Source organism: Kitasatospora sp. NPDC048540 (assembly GCF_040651175.1).
Lineage (GTDB): Bacteria > Actinomycetota > Actinomycetes > Streptomycetales > Streptomycetaceae > Kitasatospora.
The window spans coordinates 47,172-69,082 of record NZ_JBEZIR010000030.1 but is presented as its reverse complement, the minus strand read 5'-3'; the positions used below and the strand labels follow the sequence as shown (position 1 = coordinate 69,082).

The 21,911-nt window shown below is 67.1% G+C and carries 21 protein-coding genes and 2 pseudogenes; 15 read left to right on the top strand and 8 right to left on the bottom strand.

What is annotated here, in order from left to right; genetic code table 11:
* Window positions 1-83 precede the first annotated feature (83 nt).
* From AB0D08_RS14890 to AB0D08_RS14875, 4 genes are all read left to right on the top strand, one after another.
* Window positions 84-821 carry a peptidase inhibitor family I36 protein gene (locus AB0D08_RS14890; protein ID WP_359888887.1) on the top strand — a complete coding sequence of 246 codons (738 nt, stop codon included), beginning with the start codon at window positions 84-86 and terminating at the stop codon, window positions 819-821.
* Window positions 822-1,060: 239 nt separating this feature from the next.
* Window positions 1,061-1,891 carry a hypothetical protein gene (locus AB0D08_RS14885; protein WP_359888884.1) on the top strand — a complete coding sequence of 277 codons (831 nt, stop codon included), beginning with the start codon at window positions 1,061-1,063 and terminating at the stop codon, window positions 1,889-1,891.
* A gap of 197 nt (window positions 1,892-2,088) precedes the next feature.
* Window positions 2,089-2,646: a hypothetical protein gene (locus AB0D08_RS14880; protein WP_359888881.1), complete on the top strand. Its 558-nt coding sequence runs from the start codon at window positions 2,089-2,091 to the stop codon at window positions 2,644-2,646.
* A gap of 9 nt (window positions 2,647-2,655) precedes the next feature.
* Window positions 2,656-3,081: a hypothetical protein gene (locus tag AB0D08_RS14875; protein WP_359888879.1), complete on the top strand. Its 426-nt coding sequence runs from the start codon at window positions 2,656-2,658 to the stop codon at window positions 3,079-3,081.
* Here AB0D08_RS14875 and AB0D08_RS14870 read toward each other — a convergent pair.
* The gene (locus AB0D08_RS14870) at window positions 3,059-3,739 is read right to left on the bottom strand and encodes an HNH endonuclease family protein (RefSeq protein ID WP_359888876.1); all 681 of its coding nucleotides are present in this window, start codon (window positions 3,737-3,739) and stop codon (window positions 3,059-3,061) included. The genes AB0D08_RS14875 and AB0D08_RS14870 overlap by 23 nt on opposite strands.
* A 188-nt stretch (window positions 3,740-3,927) precedes the next feature.
* Here AB0D08_RS14870 and AB0D08_RS14865 point away from each other — a divergent pair, with 188 nt between their 5' ends.
* Window positions 3,928-4,908 carry an endonuclease/exonuclease/phosphatase family protein gene (locus tag AB0D08_RS14865; RefSeq protein ID WP_359888873.1) on the top strand — a complete coding sequence of 327 codons (981 nt, stop codon included), beginning with the start codon at window positions 3,928-3,930 and terminating at the stop codon, window positions 4,906-4,908.
* Between the two features lie 60 nt (window positions 4,909-4,968).
* Here the strand turns inward: AB0D08_RS14865 and AB0D08_RS14860 are convergent, their stop codons facing one another.
* Together AB0D08_RS14860 and AB0D08_RS14855 are read right to left on the bottom strand one after the other, a co-directional pair.
* Window positions 4,969-5,535, bottom strand: a complete 567-nt coding sequence (locus tag AB0D08_RS14860) for a hypothetical protein (RefSeq protein WP_359888871.1) — start codon at window positions 5,533-5,535, stop codon at window positions 4,969-4,971.
* Window positions 5,536-5,755: 220 nt separating this feature from the next.
* On the bottom strand, window positions 5,756-6,760 hold the full coding sequence (locus AB0D08_RS14855; RefSeq protein ID WP_359888868.1) for a hypothetical protein: 1,005 nt from the start codon (window positions 6,758-6,760) through the stop codon (window positions 5,756-5,758).
* A gap of 215 nt (window positions 6,761-6,975) precedes the next feature.
* Between AB0D08_RS14855 and AB0D08_RS14850 the strand changes: the two genes are divergently transcribed.
* From AB0D08_RS14850 to AB0D08_RS14835, 4 genes are all read left to right on the top strand, one after another.
* A complete protein-coding gene (locus AB0D08_RS14850) occupies window positions 6,976-7,251 on the top strand; it encodes a hypothetical protein (protein WP_359888866.1) in 276 nt (91 codons plus the stop codon).
* Between the two features lie 56 nt (window positions 7,252-7,307).
* On the top strand, window positions 7,308-7,847 hold the full coding sequence (locus AB0D08_RS14845; protein ID WP_359888863.1) for a winged helix-turn-helix domain-containing protein: 540 nt from the start codon (window positions 7,308-7,310) through the stop codon (window positions 7,845-7,847).
* Window positions 7,772-8,371 carry a transposase gene (locus AB0D08_RS14840; RefSeq protein ID WP_359888861.1) on the top strand — a complete coding sequence of 200 codons (600 nt, stop codon included), beginning with the start codon at window positions 7,772-7,774 and terminating at the stop codon, window positions 8,369-8,371. The genes AB0D08_RS14845 and AB0D08_RS14840 overlap by 76 nt, the downstream gene beginning before the upstream one ends.
* An 860-nt stretch (window positions 8,372-9,231) precedes the next feature.
* On the top strand, window positions 9,232-10,593 hold the full coding sequence (locus tag AB0D08_RS14835; protein WP_359888858.1) for a hypothetical protein: 1,362 nt from the start codon (window positions 9,232-9,234) through the stop codon (window positions 10,591-10,593).
* An 82-nt stretch (window positions 10,594-10,675) separates the two neighbouring features.
* Here the strand turns inward: AB0D08_RS14835 and cyaB are convergent, their stop codons facing one another.
* From cyaB to AB0D08_RS14810, 5 genes are all read right to left on the bottom strand, one after another.
* A complete protein-coding gene (gene cyaB / locus AB0D08_RS14830; RefSeq protein ID WP_359888856.1) occupies window positions 10,676-11,242 on the bottom strand; it encodes a class IV adenylate cyclase in 567 nt (188 codons plus the stop codon).
* The gene (locus AB0D08_RS14825; protein WP_359888854.1) at window positions 11,239-12,327 is read right to left on the bottom strand and encodes an aldo/keto reductase; all 1,089 of its coding nucleotides are present in this window, start codon (window positions 12,325-12,327) and stop codon (window positions 11,239-11,241) included. The genes cyaB and AB0D08_RS14825 overlap by 4 nt, the downstream gene beginning before the upstream one ends.
* Before the next feature lie 14 nt (window positions 12,328-12,341).
* On the bottom strand, window positions 12,342-14,504 hold the full coding sequence (locus AB0D08_RS14820; protein WP_359888852.1) for a radical SAM protein: 2,163 nt from the start codon (window positions 14,502-14,504) through the stop codon (window positions 12,342-12,344).
* Window positions 14,505-14,998: 494 nt separating this feature from the next.
* Window positions 14,999-15,511, bottom strand: coding sequence for an ATP-binding protein (locus tag AB0D08_RS14815; protein WP_359888850.1), 513 nt, complete (start codon window positions 15,509-15,511; stop codon window positions 14,999-15,001).
* 16 nt (window positions 15,512-15,527) lie between these two features.
* Window positions 15,528-16,112, bottom strand: coding sequence for a hypothetical protein (locus AB0D08_RS14810; RefSeq protein ID WP_359888847.1), 585 nt, complete (start codon window positions 16,110-16,112; stop codon window positions 15,528-15,530).
* A gap of 67 nt (window positions 16,113-16,179) precedes the next feature.
* On the opposite strand from AB0D08_RS14810, the gene AB0D08_RS14805 reads away from it, so the two are divergent.
* From AB0D08_RS14805 to AB0D08_RS14780, 6 genes and pseudogenes are all read left to right on the top strand, one after another.
* Complete coding sequence (locus tag AB0D08_RS14805) at window positions 16,180-17,274, top strand: hypothetical protein (protein WP_359888845.1); 1,095 nt, start codon at window positions 16,180-16,182, stop codon at window positions 17,272-17,274.
* A gap of 15 nt (window positions 17,275-17,289) precedes the next feature.
* Complete coding sequence (locus tag AB0D08_RS14800) at window positions 17,290-17,961, top strand: YdcF family protein (protein WP_359888842.1); 672 nt, start codon at window positions 17,290-17,292, stop codon at window positions 17,959-17,961.
* Between the two features lie 22 nt (window positions 17,962-17,983).
* Entirely contained in the window at window positions 17,984-18,676 is a 693-nt protein-coding gene (locus tag AB0D08_RS14795) for a WbqC family protein (RefSeq protein ID WP_359888839.1), read from the top strand.
* 190 nt (window positions 18,677-18,866) lie between these two features.
* Window positions 18,867-19,916, top strand: coding sequence for a DUF4365 domain-containing protein (locus AB0D08_RS14790; RefSeq protein ID WP_359888837.1), 1,050 nt, complete (start codon window positions 18,867-18,869; stop codon window positions 19,914-19,916).
* Window positions 19,917-20,089: 173 nt separating this feature from the next.
* Window positions 20,090-21,175 (top strand): annotated as a pseudogene (locus AB0D08_RS14785) (IS110 family transposase).
* 411 nt (window positions 21,176-21,586) lie between these two features.
* Window positions 21,587-21,730 (top strand): annotated as a pseudogene (locus AB0D08_RS14780) (SUMF1/EgtB/PvdO family nonheme iron enzyme); the annotation flags it as partial.
* Window positions 21,731-21,911: the final 181 nt, after the last annotated feature.

The following is a 21,911-nucleotide window of genomic DNA, read 5'->3' as shown; positions in this document are numbered from 1 at the left end:
GACGGGTAGAGTCACTCAGCGCACCCACCCGGTCCCCGGGACGGCGACCGGGCCCCGCAGTCGTCAACAGGAAGGCATCAACGGTGAGCGACGAGCAAGCGCAGCTGATCTACGGGCAGGGCGAGGACGCGTGCCCGGAGGGCAACTTCTGCCTCTACCGCGCCGTCAACTTCAACATCGGCCAGACCCCGGGGGTCGGCGACAAGATCCTCGCCATTCCGGTGGACACGTCCGCCGCCGACTTTGCCGTGTACGGCTTCGACCACAGCGCCGACGGGGTGAGCAGCGTCGTCAACCGCACCGACGAGGACAACGCCCTCTTCTCGGCCCCCGGCCAGCAGGGGCACTCTCTGCCGGTGGACCGCAGGTCCTCGATCGCGAACCTGGCACGGATCGCCATGGCCGACAGCCCGAACGGCAGCTGGAACGACCAGGCCCGGTCCGCGCTGGCGGCCCCCTTCCTGGGAAACCTGATCGTGGACCAGGCGTTCCTGAGCAAGTGGCAGGACTGGGAGACCCAGAAGTGGATCTACTCCTACCGGATCACGGTGCGCGCCGCCGAGACGCGCGTCGTGAAGTGGGCGCTCGGTTTCGGTGATCTGCCCGACGGGACCTCGCTGTACAAGGGTTTCACCGATGTCTTCTGGGGCCAGATCCTGCGGGACGGTTCCGAAGGCAGCGTCCTGCTCGGTTCCCCGGCCGGCGGGGGACACACCATCGACCCCGGCACCGAGCTCGCCATCGACATCCAGGTGCTCTACGCGAAGGAGAACGCCGCCCAGGAGCACCTGACCAGCCTCAACGCCCAGCAACTGGGCTGAGCGCGCCAACCACCCGGACCAGCCGGCCGCGGCGTGGCCCCGGCGGTGTGGCGGCCAACCGCTCGCAGGACCGACACGGGCTCATGTCCCGGGCGCCCGACCGGCTTCGGGGTGCGCCCGACTCGGACGTGAGCCCGGTCGCTGCGGTGTGGCTGCGTCCCTCGGGAAACGGTTGGCAGGGACGGCCCGGCGGGCCTCATACTGGCCGCTGCCCGTGTCAGTCCATGAGAAGGAAGTCCATGCTCTCCAAGCGTCTTGCCGCTACCGCCGTCGTCTGTTCCGCCCTGGTCCTGGGGGCGAGCGGGTGCGGCCCGGACAAGGCCCCGGCCGTCTCCGCCGAGTCCGCGGCGGCCTCCGCGACCTCGGCGACCTCGGCGACGTCCAAGGGTGCCGGCGCCGCCGGGCACCTGGACACCGACAAGCTGACCGCCGCCGAGATCGAGAAGCAGGCCCATGACGCCATGGCCTCGCTCTCCTCGGTCAAGGTCTCCGGAAACCTGGTGGCGGAGGGCCAGAAGATGAAGCTCGACCTGGCGACCGACACCAAGGGCAACTGCCAGGGCACGATCGCCATCGCCGACCTGGGCCAGATCGAGATCATCCACACCGGCGGCACCAGCTTCCTCAAGCCCGACGCCGCGTTCTGGAAGAGCATCGCCGGGGGCCAGGGCAACCCGCAGGCCGGGGCGATGGCCGCCGAGCTGTTCAAGGGCCGCTACCTGACCGGTGCCAAGGACGACCCCGAGCTCGCCGGGCTGGCCGACATGTGCGACCTCGTCAAGTCGATGACCGACAGCGACGACACCTCCGACGGCGCGGTCAAGGGCGCCGCGACGACGGTCAACGGCGTCAAGACCTTCACCGTGGTCAGCACCGACGACGACGGCTCGAAGACCACCGCCTACATCGCCACCGAGGGCAAGCCCTACCTGGTCAAGATGTCCCACGACGGCGCCGAGCCCGGCGAGATGAACTTCAGCGACTTCGACAAGCCCGTCACCGTCCAGGCCCCGTCGGCCGACAACGTGATCGACTACTCGCAGTTCAAGGCCAAGCTCACCTCGGCCTGACCGTACGGCCCCCGGCGCTACCCAGCGGCCCCCGCACTGCCGGGGGCCGCCGCTCTCCCCGGGACCGCGGGTGTCCGGCCCTCCCGGCCCCCGCGACGGCGCGGCACCAGGGGCGGGAACTGTCGGCGCCGGGCCCTATCGTTCGGTGACAGCCCGCCACATCCGGGCACGGCCCCGAGACCGGCGGAGACAACGGCATGCACGATCTCGGCGCGGCGACGGCCGCCCCGCAGACGGACGAGCGCCACGCGTGGCTCGCTCACGCGGATCTGCTCACCGGGGCGGGTGACCCGAGGGGCGAGGCGATCCGGCTGGAGCTCGGCGACGGGGCATCCGGCCTGGATCCGGTCGCCCTGGCCGCGGTCCACCGGGACGTGGAGCGGTATCTGGGGCTGGAGGAGCTGCGCGAGGACGGCTCCTGGGTGTTCACCTGGCGCCTGGGGTTCATCGACGAAGCCCGCTTCCGTCTGGCCCCGGCCACCCGGGCGCGCCGCCAGGACCTGGTGGCACGTCTGCGAGCGGCCCTGCCGCACGCCGCCGCCGTCGACCCGGCCGACCCGGCCGACCCGGAGCAGTGGGAGGGCGCACTGATCGACGCCCTGCTCTCCCACCCTGCCGCCCGTCGGCTGCGGGCGCTGGACCTGCGCCTCACCGACTACCACCACTCCGCCGAGCAGGCTGCGGTGTCGCTCGCCGCCCACCCGCGCCCCCGGCTGGAACGGCTGTCCTTCGGATACAACTTCGAGGACCTGTAAGAGGACGGCGTGACATCGGCCGGCCGCCGGATCGACCCCCTGGGCTTCCACGGCGAGGGGCTCGTCCGGACCGACATCTGGGACGCCGTGCCCGCCCTGCGCACCCTGGAACTCGAAGGCGCGTTCCTGTTCCACTCCGTGGACCACGAGCACCTGACCACCCTTCGCGTCCGCGGCCCGGTCATCTCGGACGGCTCGGTCTTCGCGGTCGGGCGGACACCCGCACTGGCATCCCTGGCCGTGGAGATCCCGGTCGCCCATCTCGATGCCCAGCCCGGCGATGAACGCCTCGATCTTGGCCGCGGCCTCCTCGATAGTGTCGGCCTCACCCTTGAACTTGACTCGATGAACTCGCCCAGGCTGGCCACGGTGCCGAAGAAAGCGGTGATTCCATCCGCATTTGGCGCTGCTGTCACCGGGCCAGCTCCACCGTGATCGGCTCGTTCGGGCAGCCCGCAGCCAGCTGGCGCAGGGTGTCCTGCTCCCGCTGGTCGATCGTCAGCCCCCAGCGCGTCTTCACCACGGTCCAGTCGGTGACGTACTCGCACTGGTCGTTCTGGACAGGGAGCCAGTCACTCACGTCCTTATCGGCCTTGCTGCGGTTCGACTTGGCGGTGACCGCGATCAAGGCCCGCGGCTCGTGCAGGTCGTTGGCGTAGCGCTCCCGCTCCTTCGGTGTCCAAGTCGACGCCCCCGAGTCCCAAGCCTCGGCCAACGGCACAACATGATCCACATCAAGGCCGGCCGCGTCGGTCACTGTCACCCCGTCATAGGGCGAGTACCAGCTGCCACCGGTGAGGCTGCACCCCGGCCCGACCTCGGGGGCCTCGACGGCTTCGGCCAGGATGACCTCCTTGCGCGTGTTGCAGCCGTTCTTGTCGGCGTCGATCCAGTGGCGGAACTTCGTCCGCTCGTAGCCGGTCCGGTCCTCATCGGCGACCGCCAGGTGGTCGATGGCGTCGTAAAGGGTGGTCGCGACGGCCTCGCCAGCAGCTCGGTGCTGGGCGGAGGCGGCGTGGGCCGGGATGGCAAGGAGCGTGGTGGTGGAGGCGGCGGCAGCAATGGCGGCAGCCAGAACAGAGCGCAGGCGCACGAGCGGGTTCTCCCAAGACGAACGGGCAAGATCGCTCGGCGTAACGAGTGCGAAGCCAACCGGTGACGCCTGCACGCGAGTGAAAGAGCGAGGCGCTACCGGGCGAGTCCCCAGGCATCAGGACATGGCCGGGGGATAAGGGGTAGGGCGGTCGGCGAGGACGCCGGCTAACAACGACGGGAGCAGCCGTGAGCGCGATCATTGGGACCTGGAACCTGGAGAACTTCTGCCGGCCGATGCCGGCCGGCAGCCCGCCCGACCCCAACAAGTGCGCCGCCAAGGATCAGGCGACGTACGAGGCCAAGGTCGAGGCCCTGGCCGGCGTCATCACCGAGATCGCGCCGGACCTGCTCGGCGTCCAGGAAGTCGGCAGCCAGGAGGCACTGGATGACCTGGTGGCCAAGTTGCCGGGCACCTGGCACACCGCCCTGTCGAACCACCCGGACCCTCGCGGCATCCGGGTGGGCGTCATCAGTCGCTTCCCGTTGCTCGACGTCCAGCAGCGCAAGGACTTCCCGACCGGCGTCCACCCCATCCAGGTCGAGGACGACGGCATCCCGGGCAGCCCGAGTAGCGAGATGGGGCGCGGCGGCCTGGCCGTACGGGTGGAACCGACCCCCGGCCAGAGCCTTCACGTAGCCGTCTGCCACCTCAAGTCGAAGCTGCTGACCTTCCCAAACAAGCAGCACAGCACCAACGACGAGCGTCTGCGTGCCCGCTACGAGGCCTACGCCCTGTTCCGCCGCACCGGCGAGGCCGTCACCATGCGCGCTCTGGCCGACGATCTGCTCCAGGGCGACGGCCGCAACCACGACGTCATCGTGCTGGGCGACTTCAACGACGAGTGGCAAGCCGCCACCACCCAGATCCTGTACGGTCCGCCCGGCTCCCAGATGGGCACCGGCGGCTTCGACCACCCCGACCAGGGTGACGCCAAGCGGTTGTGGAACCTGGCCCCGAAGATCCTGGAGCAAGGCGGCTTCTCCCGCGTCTTCGAGGGGCAGCATGAGCTCATCGACCACATCCTGATCAGCCATGCGCTGCTGGCCAAGTTCCAGGAGGTCTCCACGGGCATCGAGAAGCTGCCGAGCGTAGTGGAGGCCCGGCCAGCCGCACCGCACGACAAGCCGTCCGACCACTCGCCCGTAGTGGCGAAGTTCAACCTCTAGAAGCACCAGGGGCCGGCGCAGTGGTGCCTGCGCTGGCCCCTGTGGCCTGTTGCTCCTTGGTCAGTCGAGCGTCACGCCGCGCTCCTCGGCCAAAGCCGCCAGGCCGTATCGAGCCACGTGCTCGGCGCTGCCCAGGTCGATCGTCCGGATGCCTTCGGCGGCCAGTCGCTCATTGATCTCGTCGAGGTGCTGCTGCACGAGCTGCTTCTCGGCGTCGGTGGTGCGGCCCTTGTGTGGCCTGCCAGCGTGGTCGAGGCTGGCGTAGTTGACCCGCTCCTTGGCGCTGGCCGGTGCCGCGGCCTGGCTCGGGATGGTCCGGGCGACCCGCTTGGCGCCACGCAGCACCTCGGCCATCGGGGCGGCCGAGGCCAACTGGTTGAACGCTTCGGCCTCCAGGACGACCGTCTCCGGCTCGTCGGCCTCTGGGTGGTGCAGCTCGATCGTGACCAGGTCGAGTGCCAGTTCTTCCAGTTCTTCCACCGTTGTCAGCTCGTCCGCCAGTGCCTCGATCTCTACCGGGCCATCTGCCAGGTCCGGGTGCTGGCGCACCACGATGCGTACCAAGTCTGCGTCGTTCTCCACGTGCTTGCCGGTCAGGTCCGAGAACCGAATGATCTTCTGCCCCATGTCCACCTCTCGTGACTGCTGTGATCAGCCGAGAGCCTACGCCCGGATGGATCAGTACCGACGCAACGTCAGGGACCTGCAGTCATTGGCTGTCCAGAGAGATTAGGGAGTGGCTCGAACCAGCTTAGGTACGTTGATCTATGCGGCAGGTGTGGGACTGTTGGGCCGGTTCAAGCGCGCCTGGATGCTCGCTCGCTACCCCATAGCTTGGCAGGCCCCGCTACTCGCGTGTGCCGCTGGACACCTTGTCGATCACCCCGCGGATCGAGTTGGCTACCGCCTCGGGCGCGCGTAGCGCCATCAATGCCGCCAGCGGGAGCAGCGAGCTGTAAATGGCGGCGCGCGAGTCGTGAAACTGAGGAATGACGGGCAGTGTCAAGGCTGCACCGGCCAGGAGGAGCGGGGCTCCAAATCGGGCCGATACCCGCTTGAGCCGAGAAGCCAGCGTGACTTCGGGCGCGTTTGCCGTCAGCCCCTCCCAGTCGTCGTTCACGGCTGCAAGCAACCCCTCCGTCACAGATGCGCAGATCTGGATGTACTCGCCCTGGGTGCCGATGACCGCCAGACGGTCGGCGTGAAGTCGTAGGACAGCAGCTACCTGGGCTTGCTCCTGGCGGATTGCTCGGCGCAACTCAAGCTCACCCCACTGCGTGCGTCGCAGTCGAACCGGTGACCGAGCAATCTTCGTGGCTGCCAGCTGAATCTGGTAACGAAGCCGCCGGCTGGTCCGGGGATCGCGCCAATGAGTCTTTGCGCTACCTAGCAGCGACAGCAGGTGAATGAGCCGATCGACAACCAGGTCTGACCGATGAGCAGATGGCGAGGCGAAGTCCCACCTGTCCTGGACGACGAGCGTGATCTTGGTCGTTACTGCGACCACACCGGCGACCGCGCCAGTCACGATGAACGCTGGTGCGACCCACCCGCTGAACTCGGATTTGAAGCCAACGATCAGGATGGCATCAGCAGTTACCCAAGCCGAAAAGAGAACCGCGGTGAGGCTCAACAACCACCTTGCCAGTTGGGGTGCTGAGTGGCGCTGGTTCCGTCGCCACGCCCGCATGTAGCTGGCATGGACGCGGAGCTGCTGGGCCTCGGTGAGCCCGTCGATCCCGGCTACGATGCGCCCGATGTGCTGGCGCTCGTCGACAGCTCGATATCGGATGTCCTCCTGCATGATCGCAAGGACGACCTGGCGGTACGACACTGCTTGGCTGGTTGCCATGGCCGGATCGTACCGGGCACCACTGACGCGAGTTGGAGGATTCGCTGCTGCGGCCAGCTGGGCAGCGATCCGCAGCTGGCGGGCGTCGCTGGTGGCCGCGTGATCCTGGGGACGAGCGACGGGATCGAGGCGCAGTCGCTGAACTCCGGCCTGGTGCTCTGGCGGGTACGTTCGTCGGCCACCTGGGCCTGTGGCCCACGGTCTCCGAGCAGGTCGTGCTCACGCACGTCTGTCTGGGCGGCTGCACCGACGGGACGCCGCAGCAGGAGATCGCCTACGACGCGGCCACCGGCCGCCAGCTCTGGACCTCCACCGCGGTCTGGTGGGAGATCGACCGGCCGCCGGCCGCGTACCTGACGGGCAGCAGGCTGGTGCGCTGGGCCGACGCGTCCGGCAGCCCCGGGCTGTGGGTGGTCGACGGCCTGTCAGGCCAGGTCAGCTGGAGCACCGCGCCGCCAGCGGAGCCGGTCTTCGCTACTGAACTTGATTGAGTGATGTCGGAGCGGTTCGCCTGACAGTGATCGGTGTGCTCCGGTAGCTCTGGACCGTGAGATACGCACAGGGCGGCGGCTTGACCGACGCTGGGAGGGCCGCGCGGGAGCGGGTCCGGCTGCTGGCCGTGGAACGCTTCGAGGACGGGCAGAAGAACCGAGAGATCGCTGCCGCGTTGCGGGTCAGCGAGCGGTCCGTGGAGCGGTGGCGGCGCCAGTGGCGCGAGCGCGGCGAGGCCGGGGTCCGGTCGAAGGGATCGCCGGGGCGTCCGAGGCTCAGTGAAGCGCAGATCGCCAGGCTGGCACGGGAGTTGGAGCGCGGACCGCTGGTCCATGGCTGGGCCGACCAGCGGTGGACCCTGGCGCGGATCAAGACGCTGATCGGTCGCTTGTTCCACGTGAGCTACACGGTGGAGGGCACCTGGCGGCTGCTGAGGCGGCACGGCTGGTCCTGGCAGCAGCCGGCGCGGCGGGCGATCGAGCGCGACGACGAGGCGGTCGAGGTCTGGAAGAAGGAGACGTGGCCGTTGGTAAGAGAACCGCGGCGGCGTGCAACGGGTGGATCGTCTTCGAGGACGAGGCCGGGCAGTCGTTGACGCCGCCGCGCGCGAGAAGCTGGGGCCGCAAGGGCATTACGCCGGTGGTCCGGGTACGCGGCCGAGGCTCGGGCCGGGTGTCCATCGCCGGTCTGACCTGCTACAAAGCCGGGAAGCGTTCCCGGATGTTCTACTCGATTCGCGAGTACCGGGGCCGCAAGGGTGAGCTGAAGGGGATCGGCTGGCGCGACCTGCGTGACCTGCTGGTCAGGGCACACATCCAGCTTGGCGGCCCGATCGTGCTGGTCTGGGACAACCTCCGCATGCACCTGGTCGAGCCACTGCGTGAGTTCTTCTCCGCCCACGCCGACTGGATCACCGTCTTCCAACTTCCGAACTACTCACCTGACTTGAACCCGCAGGAGGGCATCTGGTCGCTGGTCAAGCGCGACATCGGCAACCTCGCCGCGGCCAACCTCGGCCAGATCACCCGCGTCGTAAAGCGCAGGCTCAAGCAGATCCAGTACCGCCCGGACTTGGTCGATGGCTGCCTGGACGGCACCGGCTTGATCATGGACGGCTGACCGACATCACGAATTCAAGTTCAGTAGCGCAGACGAGCAGCAGGCTGTCGTCGTCGGTGCGGACGGTGGAGTGACGGCCGTACGGCGCTGACCTGGTTCCTCCACGACCAGCCCGGATCAGGCTGAGGACAGGTGAGAAATGGTCCACGAGATCGTGCTACAAACTCGTGCACAAATTCCGGATGCCCCACTTGAGGAGGAGGGCAGCAACTATTGCTGCACTCGCCTGCCCGAGACCAAGCCCTAGCACTACGTCCGTCAATGTTGCGACGTCCACAAGCGTTTCCATTGTCTCTGCAGACCGCAAACCGCGCTGGTCTAATTCCGCGCAGATGTCGGTTCGGCGACGAGACAGCCATCCCTCCAGCCAGTTCCGCGCGTCCTGCAGACGCTGCCGCAAGTCAGTCGGACCGAACCCCTCAGGTGCCTCGCCGTAAAGTTCCGAAGCGAGCGCGGCGAGGAGCAGGTCTTCTTCTGTGAACTGATCGTACTCTGGCATGTGATTCACCAGGTTCTCCTAGCGCGGCGCACCAGGCCGGTGCCTAGGCACTTGGATCATGATAGCCTGAGTTTTGATTGGTGTCCTGTCGGCCCCGCAGTGCGGCCCGGGCCATCAAGATTACTCGTCGAGCACATTGTGCCACCAGAACTAGGTGACTCCATTTCTCAATAGAAGAGAACGGGATCGCACCATGGATGATCGGCCACCGATTCGACCACGCTCTTTCCCGAACTCGGCCGCAGAGCGTGCATGTTCGCAGCTTCGCGAAGGCGAACAGCCAATTTGGGCAGGCGCCGATGAGACCGAGACGGGGCTGTTCGAAAGAAGTCGACGCGCCTACTTGCGATGGGAATACTCGGTGAGCGACTCGTCGGTCAGCCCGGAGCAGGCCATGGTTGACGGCATTTGGAATGAGCTAGTGCAGGCGATCAATGGCCTGAGCAATCACGAACGAAGCACCCTGGATACCAGTGCGATCGGTGCTGTGGTGCCATTCTACTCCACTGCTTCGAGCCAGCCCTTAAGTCGTCACGGGTTCAATGACGGAAGCAGCCAGTTACGCGTCTCGCACCAGTTCATAGCAATCGCGCTCGTTCTCTCTACCTTGGCAGACTTCCAGCTGTCGAAGCCAACTTTGAAGCTACTCACTGGCCAGTTCGGGGCACCTGCACTTACGGGTTCCCCGCCGGATCACTACGCTGCACTTGCCCGGTCTGTGATAGTTCGAGACTTGCTCCTTCAGCTCAATTTCCACGGGATTGTAGCAAGCTATCGCCCCAGGCTAACCTTGTCATCGCGCCGGCTATTCCGTTCGGCAATTACCTTTGCGATGGCGCACGAAGCGGCACATGTGATGATCGGTGATCGCGATGAGATCGAGGCGCAATCGTCGGTGCATCTCCGCTCGGACGGAACTGTTGCCGAATCGCAGTGGGGGCCGGAGGCGGCCCAAGACAGGCTAGCCATGCGCCTATCGCGAAGTGTCGCCACGATGCGCCTCGCATCAAAGGCAAACTCAGGGGCCGTGGGCGATCATGTGCTATCCGCCGCCCTGGTCTCACTAGTCGCCTTGCACGTCCGAGAGTGCCTATCCGTTGCGAGCGAGTCCGAATCGCATCCCCCGGCAATCGATCGCCTCGGATCATTGATGTTTGAATTCAACCCGCTGGAATCATCGATAGCTGTCCGACGCATCATGCGGCTCGTGCCAGTGGTGGATACGTGCCTCGCCCTTGAACCTTTGCCAGTAGAAGCATGGGAGCTCTTATCAAGTCTGGTTCGCGCAGGCGTCATTCATGCCAATGAAAACCGACAAGCCGCGGTAAAGATGATTGAGAGTGCCAAGGATAGTGATGTTGTGTTCACGGCTAGGGCGGAGTACGAGCACATCTACGACTATCTGACCTCGGTGCAGGGCGTAGAAGCATCAAATGGCAAGTGTCTCGATCTGCTGCGAACCCGTGGGTCCGAGGCGCTGCCCGAAGTGCTGGATCTTCTCGGAATTTCCGATAGAGGCCTTCTTGAGGATTCCGCTCAGATGACCCGGCGAGCCGTTGCTGAAATTGTCGAGAGTTCGAGTCAAATTAGCATGTTGAGTGGAACGGAGAGGCAAACCTGCGTCGATATATGGGCAAACGTAATCTCTGCCGCGATGAGAGAAGACCCGGATCGCGACTACCTTTTCTATCAGCTGTTGTACCCAGGCGAGTATGAAGTGTAGGCGGATCGGGGATGTCAGGTTCAGCCGAAGAGGCCAGGGCCGGAACCCACAATGGCTCCCGGCCCTGGTGCGTCGGTGAGACTCAGGCCGTGGCGGGCGCGATCCCAAGCGCCAGGTGCGGGTACCCAGCGTGGATGCGGTCGCCCAGCTCGATGCCCAGCCCGGCGATGAACACCTCGATCTTGGCCGTGGCCTGCTCGATGGTGTCGGCCTCGCCCTTGAACTCGAACTCGATGAACTCACCCAGGCCGGCCACGGTGTCGAAGGCCACTGCGATGCCGTCTGAGACCCATTCCTCGCGGACCTTGTCGACGGTGGTCAGGTGGGTGAAGTCGAGCGCGCCCAGCAGCCGGGTGACCGCCTCGGCGTCGGCCACGGTGGTCTCGAACTCGTCGCAGTGCGTCTTGATCTTCTCCTCCAGCGGGTACCACCGCTTGAAGTTGAGCGACGACGCCTCGTCCTCGACCCGGACCCGCAGCCACTCGGAGATGACCTCACCGGCCAGGAAGTCGCGGTGGGGCGCGTTGTAGTAGGTGTCGACCTGACGCGAGGCGGTGCCAGCCTTGGCCCCGCGGGCCGCCAGCGTGGCCTTGAGGTCGTCCGGCGAGCTGAGGAGCTGGAACTTCTGCTCGACCTCGATGTACTTCATGCGCTGTGCTCCTGAGGGGAGTTGGGGTTGACGGGTCGGGACGCGGTAAGCATGTCCCGGACGGATGACATGGCGAGCTGAATCGCGCCAATGTCATCCGAGCTCAAGGGCTCACCCAGACAGGTGAGGTTGCTGCCGATCTGCCGGGCGTTTCGGAAGCCCAGCAAGACGGCGGCGTCAGGGTCACGCTGCAGCGCATATCGCACGGCGATGCGGGTGAGGTCGGCCCGGCTGTCGCCGAAGCGCTGGCTCAGCGTGGCCAGGCCGTCGTGGATGGCCCGCAGCATTGGCCGGGTGAACAACGAGCCGCCTTGGCGATGGTCGCCGGTCGGGAAGGCCAGGGGCGAGCTGGGGCTGCGCGCCCCGATGAGCAGGCCCTGGCCCAGCACCTGCTTGAGCAGCAGGCCGACCTGGTGGTGATGGGCGAAGCTGAAGATGTCGGTCTCATCGGGGCCGTACAGCGGGCTGAGCAGGTTGTAGCGGGCGGTCAGCACATCTGGCTTGATCCGCTCGAACAGGGTCAGGAACCGGGCGCTGTCGATTGCCTGCGGGTGGTGGGGGTCGGTTGCCCACTCGACGGCGAACTCGTGCGGCGCGCGCATCCCCACGGCTCGGATCAGGCCTTCCCGGCGCAGCCGGTGGATGGTCTCGACGGCTTCGTCCAGGTAGCGGCCGTCGGGGCCGAAGTCGCTGGCGTGCAGGAAGTACAGGTCCAGGTAGTCGGTGCCGAGGTTGCTCAAGCTGGTGAGCAGCTGCCGCCGGACCTGACCGGCGGCGTAGGGGTGGATGGCCGTACCAGCGAAGTAGCCCACCTTGCTGGAGATGACCAAGGGGCTGCGGTTGACCTGCTGCAGCAGCCGGCCGAGCAGCCGCTCCGACCGGCCCAGGCCGTAGACGTCGGCGGTGTCGAACAGGGTGACGCCGAGGTCGTGAGCCCGAACCAGGCCAGCGAAGGCTTCGTCTTCATCGACCCCGGCCCAGCCGATGGGCACGCCGCGGTTGGTGGCCAGCCCGCCAATCGTCCAGCAGCCAGCGCCCAAGGCCGACACTTCGCGATCCAGGCCGGGCAGCTGTCGTCGGTCCATCTTGAGTCCCCTCATCAGGTGCCACACGGGTCGCTGGCGTTGATCGAGCGCCATTCGGTGTTGCGGGCCCAGCGGCCGTGCTCGTAGGCCAGCGTGCGAGCGTGGTCGGGCGGCAAGGTGCGGCTGACCTGCTCGACCACGCCGCTCATCCGGTCCGTCAGCAGGGCAACCGCGGCGTTCAGCCACAGCCGCAGCCGGCTCGACAGCTCATCCGCGCCGACGGTGGCCCCGATGGCCTCGTTGGTGGCCTCGATCTCGCGGATCATGTGGCCGAAGACGGTGTAGGCCGCGTCCTTGAGCACTATGCGGGCGGCCCGGACGGCGTGGCGCGGGTCGCCGTCGAGGATCTTCTCCAGCGACTTGAAGGTGTAGTCGAGCGCGAAGTTCCGATCGACCCAGAGCTGGGCCCACTCGCTGGCCACGCCGATGCGCCAGTCAGCGAAGCGGGCGTCGACTCGACCCATGGACGGCTGGACCTCACCCGTCAGGCCGGCGGCCTGGGCCTGCTTGGTGTAGGCCGCCCCGATCAGGCACTCCATCGAGACGAGCATGTAGGAGATACCGCTGTGGAACGGCCGACCGGTCGAGTGAGCCGCCACCCAGTCGGGGTCGACGACGCCGGCCACGATGTCCGCGGGGCTGAGCTCGGGCAATGCCTTGAGCAGCAGGTCGGTGCGGCCCTGGTAGGCGTAGGTGGCTTTGAGCTCGTCGAAGGTCATCAGCTGGTCGAAGCTGATGTAGGTAAAGCGGGTGGGCACGCCGAGCGCCGACAGCGTCCGAATGGCCACGGCGTTCTGCTCGCCGCCGGTCTCCTTGTTGAACCGCTGCAGAATCGAGTCGACACCCGATTCGACGCCGAACAGGCAGCGGCGTAAGCCGCGGTCGACCAGGCCGCGCCACATGCTGGCCCGTTCGACGTGCCAAGCCTGGTCGCGATCGGGCCGCCTCACCTGGTCGATGCGGCAGCTGGTCTCCCACTTGAAGCCGGCCGTGTGCAGCGTGCCGGCCATCTCCAGCGCCCGGGGCACAGCGTCCGGGCCCCGGCCAATGAACTCCTCGTCGACCAGGTAGAGCGTTCGCGACAGGTGGGGGTAGTGGTCGTAGACCCGACCCATTTCGTCCAGCAGCCAGGGGAAGGCTTCAGGGTGGCCGCCGAACCACTGGCCCTTGTGGCCGCGCGGGCAGAACGAGCAGTAGTTGGTGCAGCCGCGCGAACCTTCCACCTGGCCGACGCCGTGGTGCTCGAAGGTGTCGGGCAGCAGGTCCAGCTCGGGGAAGATGTCGTCCTGGGAGCTCGACACCGGCTTGGCCGTGCACCGCCGACCAATGGCCAGGGTGCCGGCGCCACGGGCGGCCCCGTTGTAGCCAATGCCGCGAATGTCCTGGCGGGCAATGTCGCCGTGCCAGTGGGCCAGCACGTCTTGGATGGTGGCTTCACCAGCGCCCCGGGCGATCAGGAGGTCGGGGTACTGCTCCAGCAGCAGCGCTTCGTTGCGAGCGGTCAGGCTGCCCCCTGCCACCACCAGCGGCGGCTCCGCCAAGCCGTAGGCGGCGTCCAGCAGCTCGGTCATGAGGTCGTGCTGCCCGAAGGTGGCCGAGATACCCAGGATGTCGGGGGCGTCCTGGGCCAGGTTCTTGACCAAGTCGGCCATGGTGACGCCGAGCTGCATGTCGGCCAGCGTCACCTCGCCCATGAGGGTCGAGCGGCCAGCGCGGGCCACGTCGGAGATGCCCAACGGGAACCGCGGCAGGGGGAAGTACTCCGGGTGGTAGAGCGCCGCCAGGAGCAGCCGCGGCCGGCTGAAGCGATGGGCGGCGTAGTCGTCCATGACGGCCAGCGACAGCCACGAGTCGGGCGACTGGAAGTCCAGGTGGTTGGTGACCCAGCTCGGCCAGTGTCGCGCGTCGTGCGGCTGGCCCGACAGATCGGCCACCACCCACTTCGCGTCCGGCCGCTCGATGAGCACCAGCCGCCGATCCAAGGTGCCGGTCACCCGGATACGGCCGATCTGGCCCGCCAGGTGGTGTTCGAGGTGCTGCCGCAGCCGGGGCGGCGCAATGAGGAGCCGGTCGGTGCCAGCAGCCACGGTGGCCGGAGCCTTGGGCAGCGCCAGCCGGATCGCTTCAGCCAGCCGGCCGACCTGCGGTACGGGTCGCTGCGTGGTGGCGGTGGTCATTCGAGCCTCGTTTCTCCGATATGAGATGCGGGCATGACGGCTCACCTGGCGGGCGGTAGCCCGGCAGGGAGGGGGTGGGTGGGATGGTCAGGAAGCGGCCGGGGCCGCCAAGGTGGTCAGGGTGACGACGGGACGGGCCTCGATGTGGAGGTGCAAGCCGTCCGAAGGCAGCGCCAGCAAGATCGCTTCGCCGCAGCCCAGGCCGAAGACGGCCGCGTGGTAGCCCGCGCGGCGTCGTCCAGCCACTCACCGGCCAGGCGTTCGGCCTTGTCGTCGAGGCTGGGAGCCAGCCGCCGCACCGCGCGCCGCAGCCAGCGCATGGCTTGACCAGGCGACTCAGCGAAGTGGCGCAGGGGCAGGCCACTGGCCAGTTGCTCGCCGCCTGCCAGGACAAGCTCGTACTGGCAGAGGTAGCTCCGCCTGGCGACGCGAGCCCACCGCACTGCGGCCAGCTCGGTCGACGGCGGCTCGTGATGCTCGGTCATCTGCATCAGCTACAGCCCCCGCAGCCCGACGAGCGTCTTGGCTGCCAGGAGGGCCTTGTCCTGCTGGCCGAACGGCGACCGCTGATGCCCCGTGGTCGGCGTCGCTGGCTCCACCCCGGTCGGCTCCAGCAGCAGCTCGGACCAGACGACCTTGCCGCTGGCCGTCGCTGGGGCGTAGTAGCCCCACTGGTTGCTGAGGTGAGCCACCAGGAAGACGCCGCGGCCGTTCTGGGCGTCCAGGCCGACTTCCTTGAGCACCGGCACATCCGGCTGGTAGTCGTGCACCAGCACCAGCAGGCACACGCGCTCCAACCGCAGCGTCAGCGTGATGGTGCTGACCGGCGTGGCGGCCGAGTACGGCGCTGGCTCCTCACCCGGCTCCAGCCGCCGTATGGCGTTGGTGGTCAGCTCCGAGACGACCAGCTGGGCGGTGTCGATGAGGCTGGTCGGAACCTGCCAGTGGCGCAGGGCGTCGACGGTGTGCCGCCGGGCCCACGGCACGGCGTTGGGAGTGTCGGCCAACGCCAACTGGCTAAAATCAGGACGGGTTTCGTAGGGCACGGGAAGTGCCTCCCGATTCGGGAGTAGCGCAGCGGCAGGGGGAAGGTGAACTCACTTCGAGGTCGTAGCTGGCCGCGCCGCGGAGTGGCAACAGGCCAGAACTCGCGGTTGTCGGGTGGCGGATCAGTAGCAGCCGGACCCCAGCTGCGCCGATCTGCTGTTTGCGTTCGGCGGCTATCGCCCGGGGGCCAAGGTGTGAGGCCGTCGGCATGACCACGCCGTAGGTTTCCGGCAGGGCCAAGACGTCGAGCAGGCCAGTGAAGGCTGCGGACTTCGAGGCGGTGGTGCCATCGCGCTCGGTGAAGACCCCGCTCAGTGTGAGTTCATGCTGCACGCAGTACTGGGCGAGAACTTCGGACAGTGCGCGGTGTCGAGCGACAGCGGTCGTCGTCATCCGCAAGAAGCCGTAGACGACCGGGCCATGGATCAAGCGGTGTTCCGTGAGTTCCATCTGCGCGACCGTCCCGGGCGAAGTGGGCTTGAGAGACCAGCCGTTGGGGCGTTGGCCTTGCTCCAAAGCGTCCCGGCATTCGGCGGGTGCCGAAATGACCTGCTGTTGCACTTGTGTGGCACTTCTGACCCACCGTCTGCGTGCTCCGTGCTTCGATGACTTCCCGAAAGGAGGCCGCGTGGCGACCGTTCAGCAATGGAGTGGCCTGGATGCGTGGGCCCTCAGGCGTGCGCTGCGCATGAGCGTCCGGGCCTTCGCCGAGCACCTCGGCGTGGCAGTGCGGACGGTCTCCAAGTGGGAAAAGCTGGGCGCCGACACTCAGCCCCGCCCCGACACCCAGGCAATCCTCGATACCGCCCTGGCCCGGTGTGACGCCGCCGCCCAGCTGCGATTCGAGACCCTGCTCTCCGAGGCCGGCCGGAGCATCGCACGGCCAAGGATCACCACGGCGGGGCCTCGGCTGTGGGACTTCGAGTCCTGGACCGATGACCTTGAGCGCACGGTCGCGGCCCTGAGCCGGCAGAACTTCACCTTCGCCACGAGCCTTCTCAACCGGTGGCTGACTCGCTACGAACCACGCAGCCTGGACGAGAAGGGCCTCTATCTCTATGCCCGCTCCACCGCCTTGCTCGGTGACTTGCAGCGAGACCAGGGCGCCGTCCTCGGCCCGTTGTCAGCCCAGCACTCCTACGCTCAGGCTCGCTCGGTCTTCACCCAGCTCGACATTCCCCGCCGGGTGGCTCAGCTCGACCTTTCCCTGGCGGTTGTCGCCGAGATGTCCGGCAAGCTCGACCTCGCGGCTCACCGCTACGAGCTGCTCGCCACCGACGACCGGCTCAGCCGCCGCGACCGGGCCAGAGCCCGCCTCTGGGTAGGCACCGCGCTGAGCAAGGACGGCAACCACGACTACGCGGCCCGGGTCATGGCCACCGCCACCCGCGAGTTCGAGGACCTGTCCGAACCCGAAGACTGGTCGGTTGCCCACCAGAAGCTCGCGCTCGCGTACCGCGGGGCCGGCGATCTCACCGGCGCGTTGCAGTTCATCGAGATCGCCCGCCAGACGGGCACCACCGACGCACCGATGCAGCGTGTCCGGCTGGATACCGCCCACGGCCACATCCTGCTGTCAGACGAGGCCACGGCCGGCGACGGCTTGGCCGTGCTCAGCCGGGCTGCCACACTCGCGGCCCAGTACGGTATGAGTCACCAACTGCGAAGCATCGAGGGCATTCGGCTGAAGTACGAACGGCCGACCGTCCCTCAGCCTCGGTGACCAGGGAGAACTTGAGTGACGGACAGCCAGCAGCCTTCGATCACCGACGGACAGTGGGCCGATGCCACGCTGATCTGGGACTACCACCAAATGCACCACCAGCTCCGACCGTGCGACGTGGCGATCGGCCTCGGCAGTCACGACCTGGGAGTGCCTGCGTACGCGGCCGAGCTGTACCACGCTGGGTTGTTTCCCACATTGGTCTTCAGCGGCGCCAGCAACCCCACCCATCCGGAGCGGTTTCCACGCGGTGAGGCGGTCCACTTCCGCGAGCACGCCGTCGACCTTGGCGTCCCCGACAGCGCGATCTTCCTTGAGCCCAACGCCACGAACACCGGCCAGAACATCAGTCTCTCGCGCCAGGTGCTCGCCGACGCCGGCATCGGGCCGGCGTCCGTCATGCTGATCGCGATGCCGTACATGGAGCGGCGGGCGTACGCGACCTGCCGCAAGCTCTGGCCCGAGGTCGACATCGTCTGCGCCTCCGCGCCAATGGCTTTCGATGACTACGTCAAGGTCATCGGAGACGACAAGCTCGTCATCGACATGCTCATGGGCGACCTGCAACGGGTGATGGAGTACCCGAAGCTCGGTTTCGCCATCGAGCAGGAGGTCCCGGGGGAAATCCATGCTGCTTACCAACGTCTCCTCGACGATGGGTTCGACAGCAAGCTCTTGGCTCGCTGAACGGCTCCCGACACCAGGCGGCGTGTGCGCTATCCACCAGCCGAATCTGTTCCCCAGGCTGTCAACGCTGGCGAAGCTGTTCGCAGCGGACTACTGGATCGTTCTGGACGACGTTCAGTTCGCCCGCCGCGACTACCAGCACCGCGCCCGCTTGGCCGCCCTGGATGAGCCGGGCCAGCGGCAGTGGCTTTCGATCTCGACCCACCTGCCGCACGGCCGCTCCACCCATGTCCGCCAGGCGCTGATCGCCGAGCCGGAGCGCTGTCAGAGGCGCACCGGCCAGCTGATCCGGCAGCACTATCGTTCGAGCCCGCACTGGCCTGGGTTGCGAGACGCACTCGATCCCGTGCTCGATCTATTCGTGACCACCGACCGCACGGCTGTGGTCGCCGAGGCATCCACCCGGGCCCTTCTCGGCCTTCTCGGTTGGCGGGGAGAAATCCTTCGCAGCAGCAGCTTGGAGTCCCGGCCTGACCGCTCGCAGCGCTTGGCCGATCTGGCAGCCGTGACCGGGGCGAAGTCATACCTGTGCGGAACAGGCGGCATGCGCTACCTCGACCCTGCGGCCTTCCAGCAATACGGCATCGCGGTGACTCCGTTCCAGACCGCTACCGACGATATCTGGGCCTCAGCCCGTGAGATCAGCAGCCTCCAGCCGTTGATGGCTCTCGGGTCCGACGCCTTGGCGGCCAAGCTGCGCCTGCCCTCGCCCTGATGATCTTCCCACCCGTCCTGGCCGCCTTGGAGGAGCCGCAGACATGACCGAGCAGACTGCCCAGGAGCGTCTCCGTGAGGTGGGCCAGTTGACGATCACGCCGCCAGCCCGTCTGGTTACGCAGCAGTCTTGACTCCCCTGGGTGTCAGTGCCTGCCGCTACTGTCGTCAGGTCGAACGAGAGGATAGCCGTGGCGACCATCCGTCCCAGCCGCCGCATCGAAAGGGCGGGCGTCAACGCCGTCCGCACGCTGCTTGAAGATCACGAGCACATCGTCCAGGAAATCGACGGCGGCAACGACCACGGCGAAGATCTCTTTATCAACGTAACGCGGGCCGGCAAGCGGACCGGCCACTACTTCGCCGTGCAGGTGAAGAGTGGCAAGAAGTACAAGCGCGCTCGCGGCTACGCCATCCCGGTCGAAGAACACCTCGAGGACTGGAAGCAAAGCCGGATTCCCGTGATGGGGTTTGTCTACGACCCGGACGTGGACGCGATCTTCTGGGTGAACCTCACCAAGGAGTTACGGGCTGCCGCCGAGCCACCGTCCTGGGTCCAGATTCCGCTGAGTTCGTGCCTGTCGCACGACACCATCCGGGGCTTCATCGCCGAGGTCGAGGCGTACGTCGATACAGCTGGGATGCGGGTGCGCAGCACCACTCCAGAGGAGGGCTTCGCTGGCGCGGCCCGCGCCCGGCGGGGACTGGACCCAGCGACGGCATCCAACCCCATGTACGAGGGGCTTGGAGACTTCGCCCTGCGCCACGAACAGAAGATCGACACCGTTATGCGGGACATCAGACGGGCTATTCCACTGATGGTCCTCGCCATAATCATGGCGTACGAGTGGCCGTATCAGATTAAGTTCGTTGAGATAAACTCCGACATGAGCCCCATACTCTGGGTCGTCAATGTCTACATGTTCATCTCGTACGCAGCGCTGACGATCTACTTCGAGTTCCGCGCCGGGCGGTTCCCCAAGCAACTAGGCGAATGGTTCTCCCTATTCGCCACCAACTTTCTTTGGGTGCCAGTCTTTGAGCCTGGCGACGGCCACGGCTGGTGGGGCACCACGTGGATCGTGATCGGGGTATTTGCCCCATCTATCGGCCACAAGGCTCTCTTCGTGTTCTTCATTGGCTATGCGAAGGAACGAAGAAGGCGAAGCCAGGACCACTGGCCTGACAGTGATGATGTCCGTGGTGATGTTGCTGGCGGGTCTGACCCTTGGCCTGACTGACGCTTCAGCTGTCCTGTTCGGGATTTGTCGGCCCGTTGGCGACATCACCACGCACGCGGCCGGACGGGCGTTTGTGACTTCATAGGAGCCTGGCCAGAGGCCCCGTCACTGTCTTGTCCACCCGTCCGACCGGCGCGTGCCGCCCTCGGCTCGGACAAGAGGCAAGGACGGACATGACCAGCATGACGCACGACGGCCCGAAGATCACCGGCGGAGTCGACACCCACGGCCTGACCCACCACGCGGCGGTGATCGACCCATTGGGCAGGCACCTCGCCGACCGGGAATTCCCGGCTACCGTCCGCGGCTGCAGGGACCTGCTGGACTGGATGCGCTCGCACGGCGCTCTGGCAGCGGTCGGGGTGGAGGGCACCGGCGCCTACGGCGCCGAACTCGCCCGAGTACTGACCGCCGCCGGGGTCACGGTCGTCGACGTCGACCGGCCGGACCGCAAAACCCGGCGGCTGAGGGGAAAGTCCGACCCGATGGACGCCTACGCCGCCGCAACGGCGGTGACCTCCGGACGGGCCACCGGCATCCCGAAGAGCCGCGACGGGGTGGTCGAGGCCGTGCGCGTGCTGCGGGTCACCCGCCGCAGCGCGGTCAAGGCCCGAACCCAGGCGATGAACCAGATCCGCAGCGTGCTCGTGTCCGCCCCCGCGGTCTTGCGCGAGCAGCTCGCGGGGCTGGAACGGGCCGCCCTGATGAGCACGCTCGCCAGGCTACGGCCCGGCGCGGACCTGGCGACACCACTGGCCGCGACCAAGGCGGCCCTGCGGCGCCTGGCCCGCCGCCACCAAGCGCTGGACGAGGAGATCACCGAACTCGACACCGAGATCGGCCCGCTGGTCCGCCAGGCCGCGCCGGAGTTGGTCGCACTCTTCGGCGTCGGCCCCGAGACCGCCGGCCAGCTCCTTGCATCGGCCGGGGACAACCCTGAACGAATGCGCTCCGAGAGCGCGTTCGCGCACCTGGCCGGAGTCGCCCCGATCCCCGCGTCCTCAGGCCGCACCCATCGTCACCGCCTCAACCGAGGCGGTGACCGGGCCGCGAACAACGCCCTGCACACCATCGTCCTGGTCCGGATGCGCTACGACGAACGCACCCGGGCCTAAGTCGCCCGCCGCACCAAGGAGGGACTGTCGAAGAAGGACATCACCCGCTGCCTCAAGCGATTCGTCGCCCGCGAGATCTACCGCGCCCTGACCACCACACCAGCCGGACAGATCACTCAACCCGACCTCGCTCCTGCAGCTTGACGTCTATAGGAGCATCCAGCGAGGCGACTCATCCCTCATCCACTGCAATCAGCTGGGCTACCAGCTGGCGAACGCTTCTCTCTATATAGCGCGAGCCATCGCTGAACCTCAGCGTCACAAGCTGCTGCCTGGGTCTGCCGCCGATGAAAACCGTCCCGAAGTCCACTGTTCGAGGATGAAGCACCACGATCCGCGGCGGAGGCGGTGGCGTTGGGGCCGGCGGCTCTGGATGTGGGCGGGCTGACCCGGCGGCTCGCGAACTGGCACCCGCGGTCGTCTGCCGCCGGCTCTGGTCGTAGTCGAGCCGTTTGGAGCTGTCGGTCAGGATGTGCAGCGCCTCGTTGACCTTCACCGCTTCTTGGTGGGCCTGGTCCCGCTCATGTTCTGGTCGGCCGTCTGGATTTATGTGGCGCATCCGCCTACGCCAGCTGGGCGGGCAAGGAGCTGCCGACCGGCCAGCAGTGGGAGAAAGCCGCTCGCGGCCCCCGTGGTGACCGGTATCCGTGGGGCAACCAGGCCACGCCCGCCAAGTGCAACAGCCGTGAGTCCGGGCTAAGGCGTGCCCTGCACGTGAGCGGCAGCATCGAGGTCGAGGGCGCCGACGGGGAGCAGACCGCCCGGATCCTCGCCGCGTTCGGCCCGTCCCGTGGCGGCGACCGCCGAACGGGCCACCCGCGCCCGTAGCGGGGCCCGCCCGACCGGATAATGGCCGGTGAACGGCAGGATGGCCGGTACC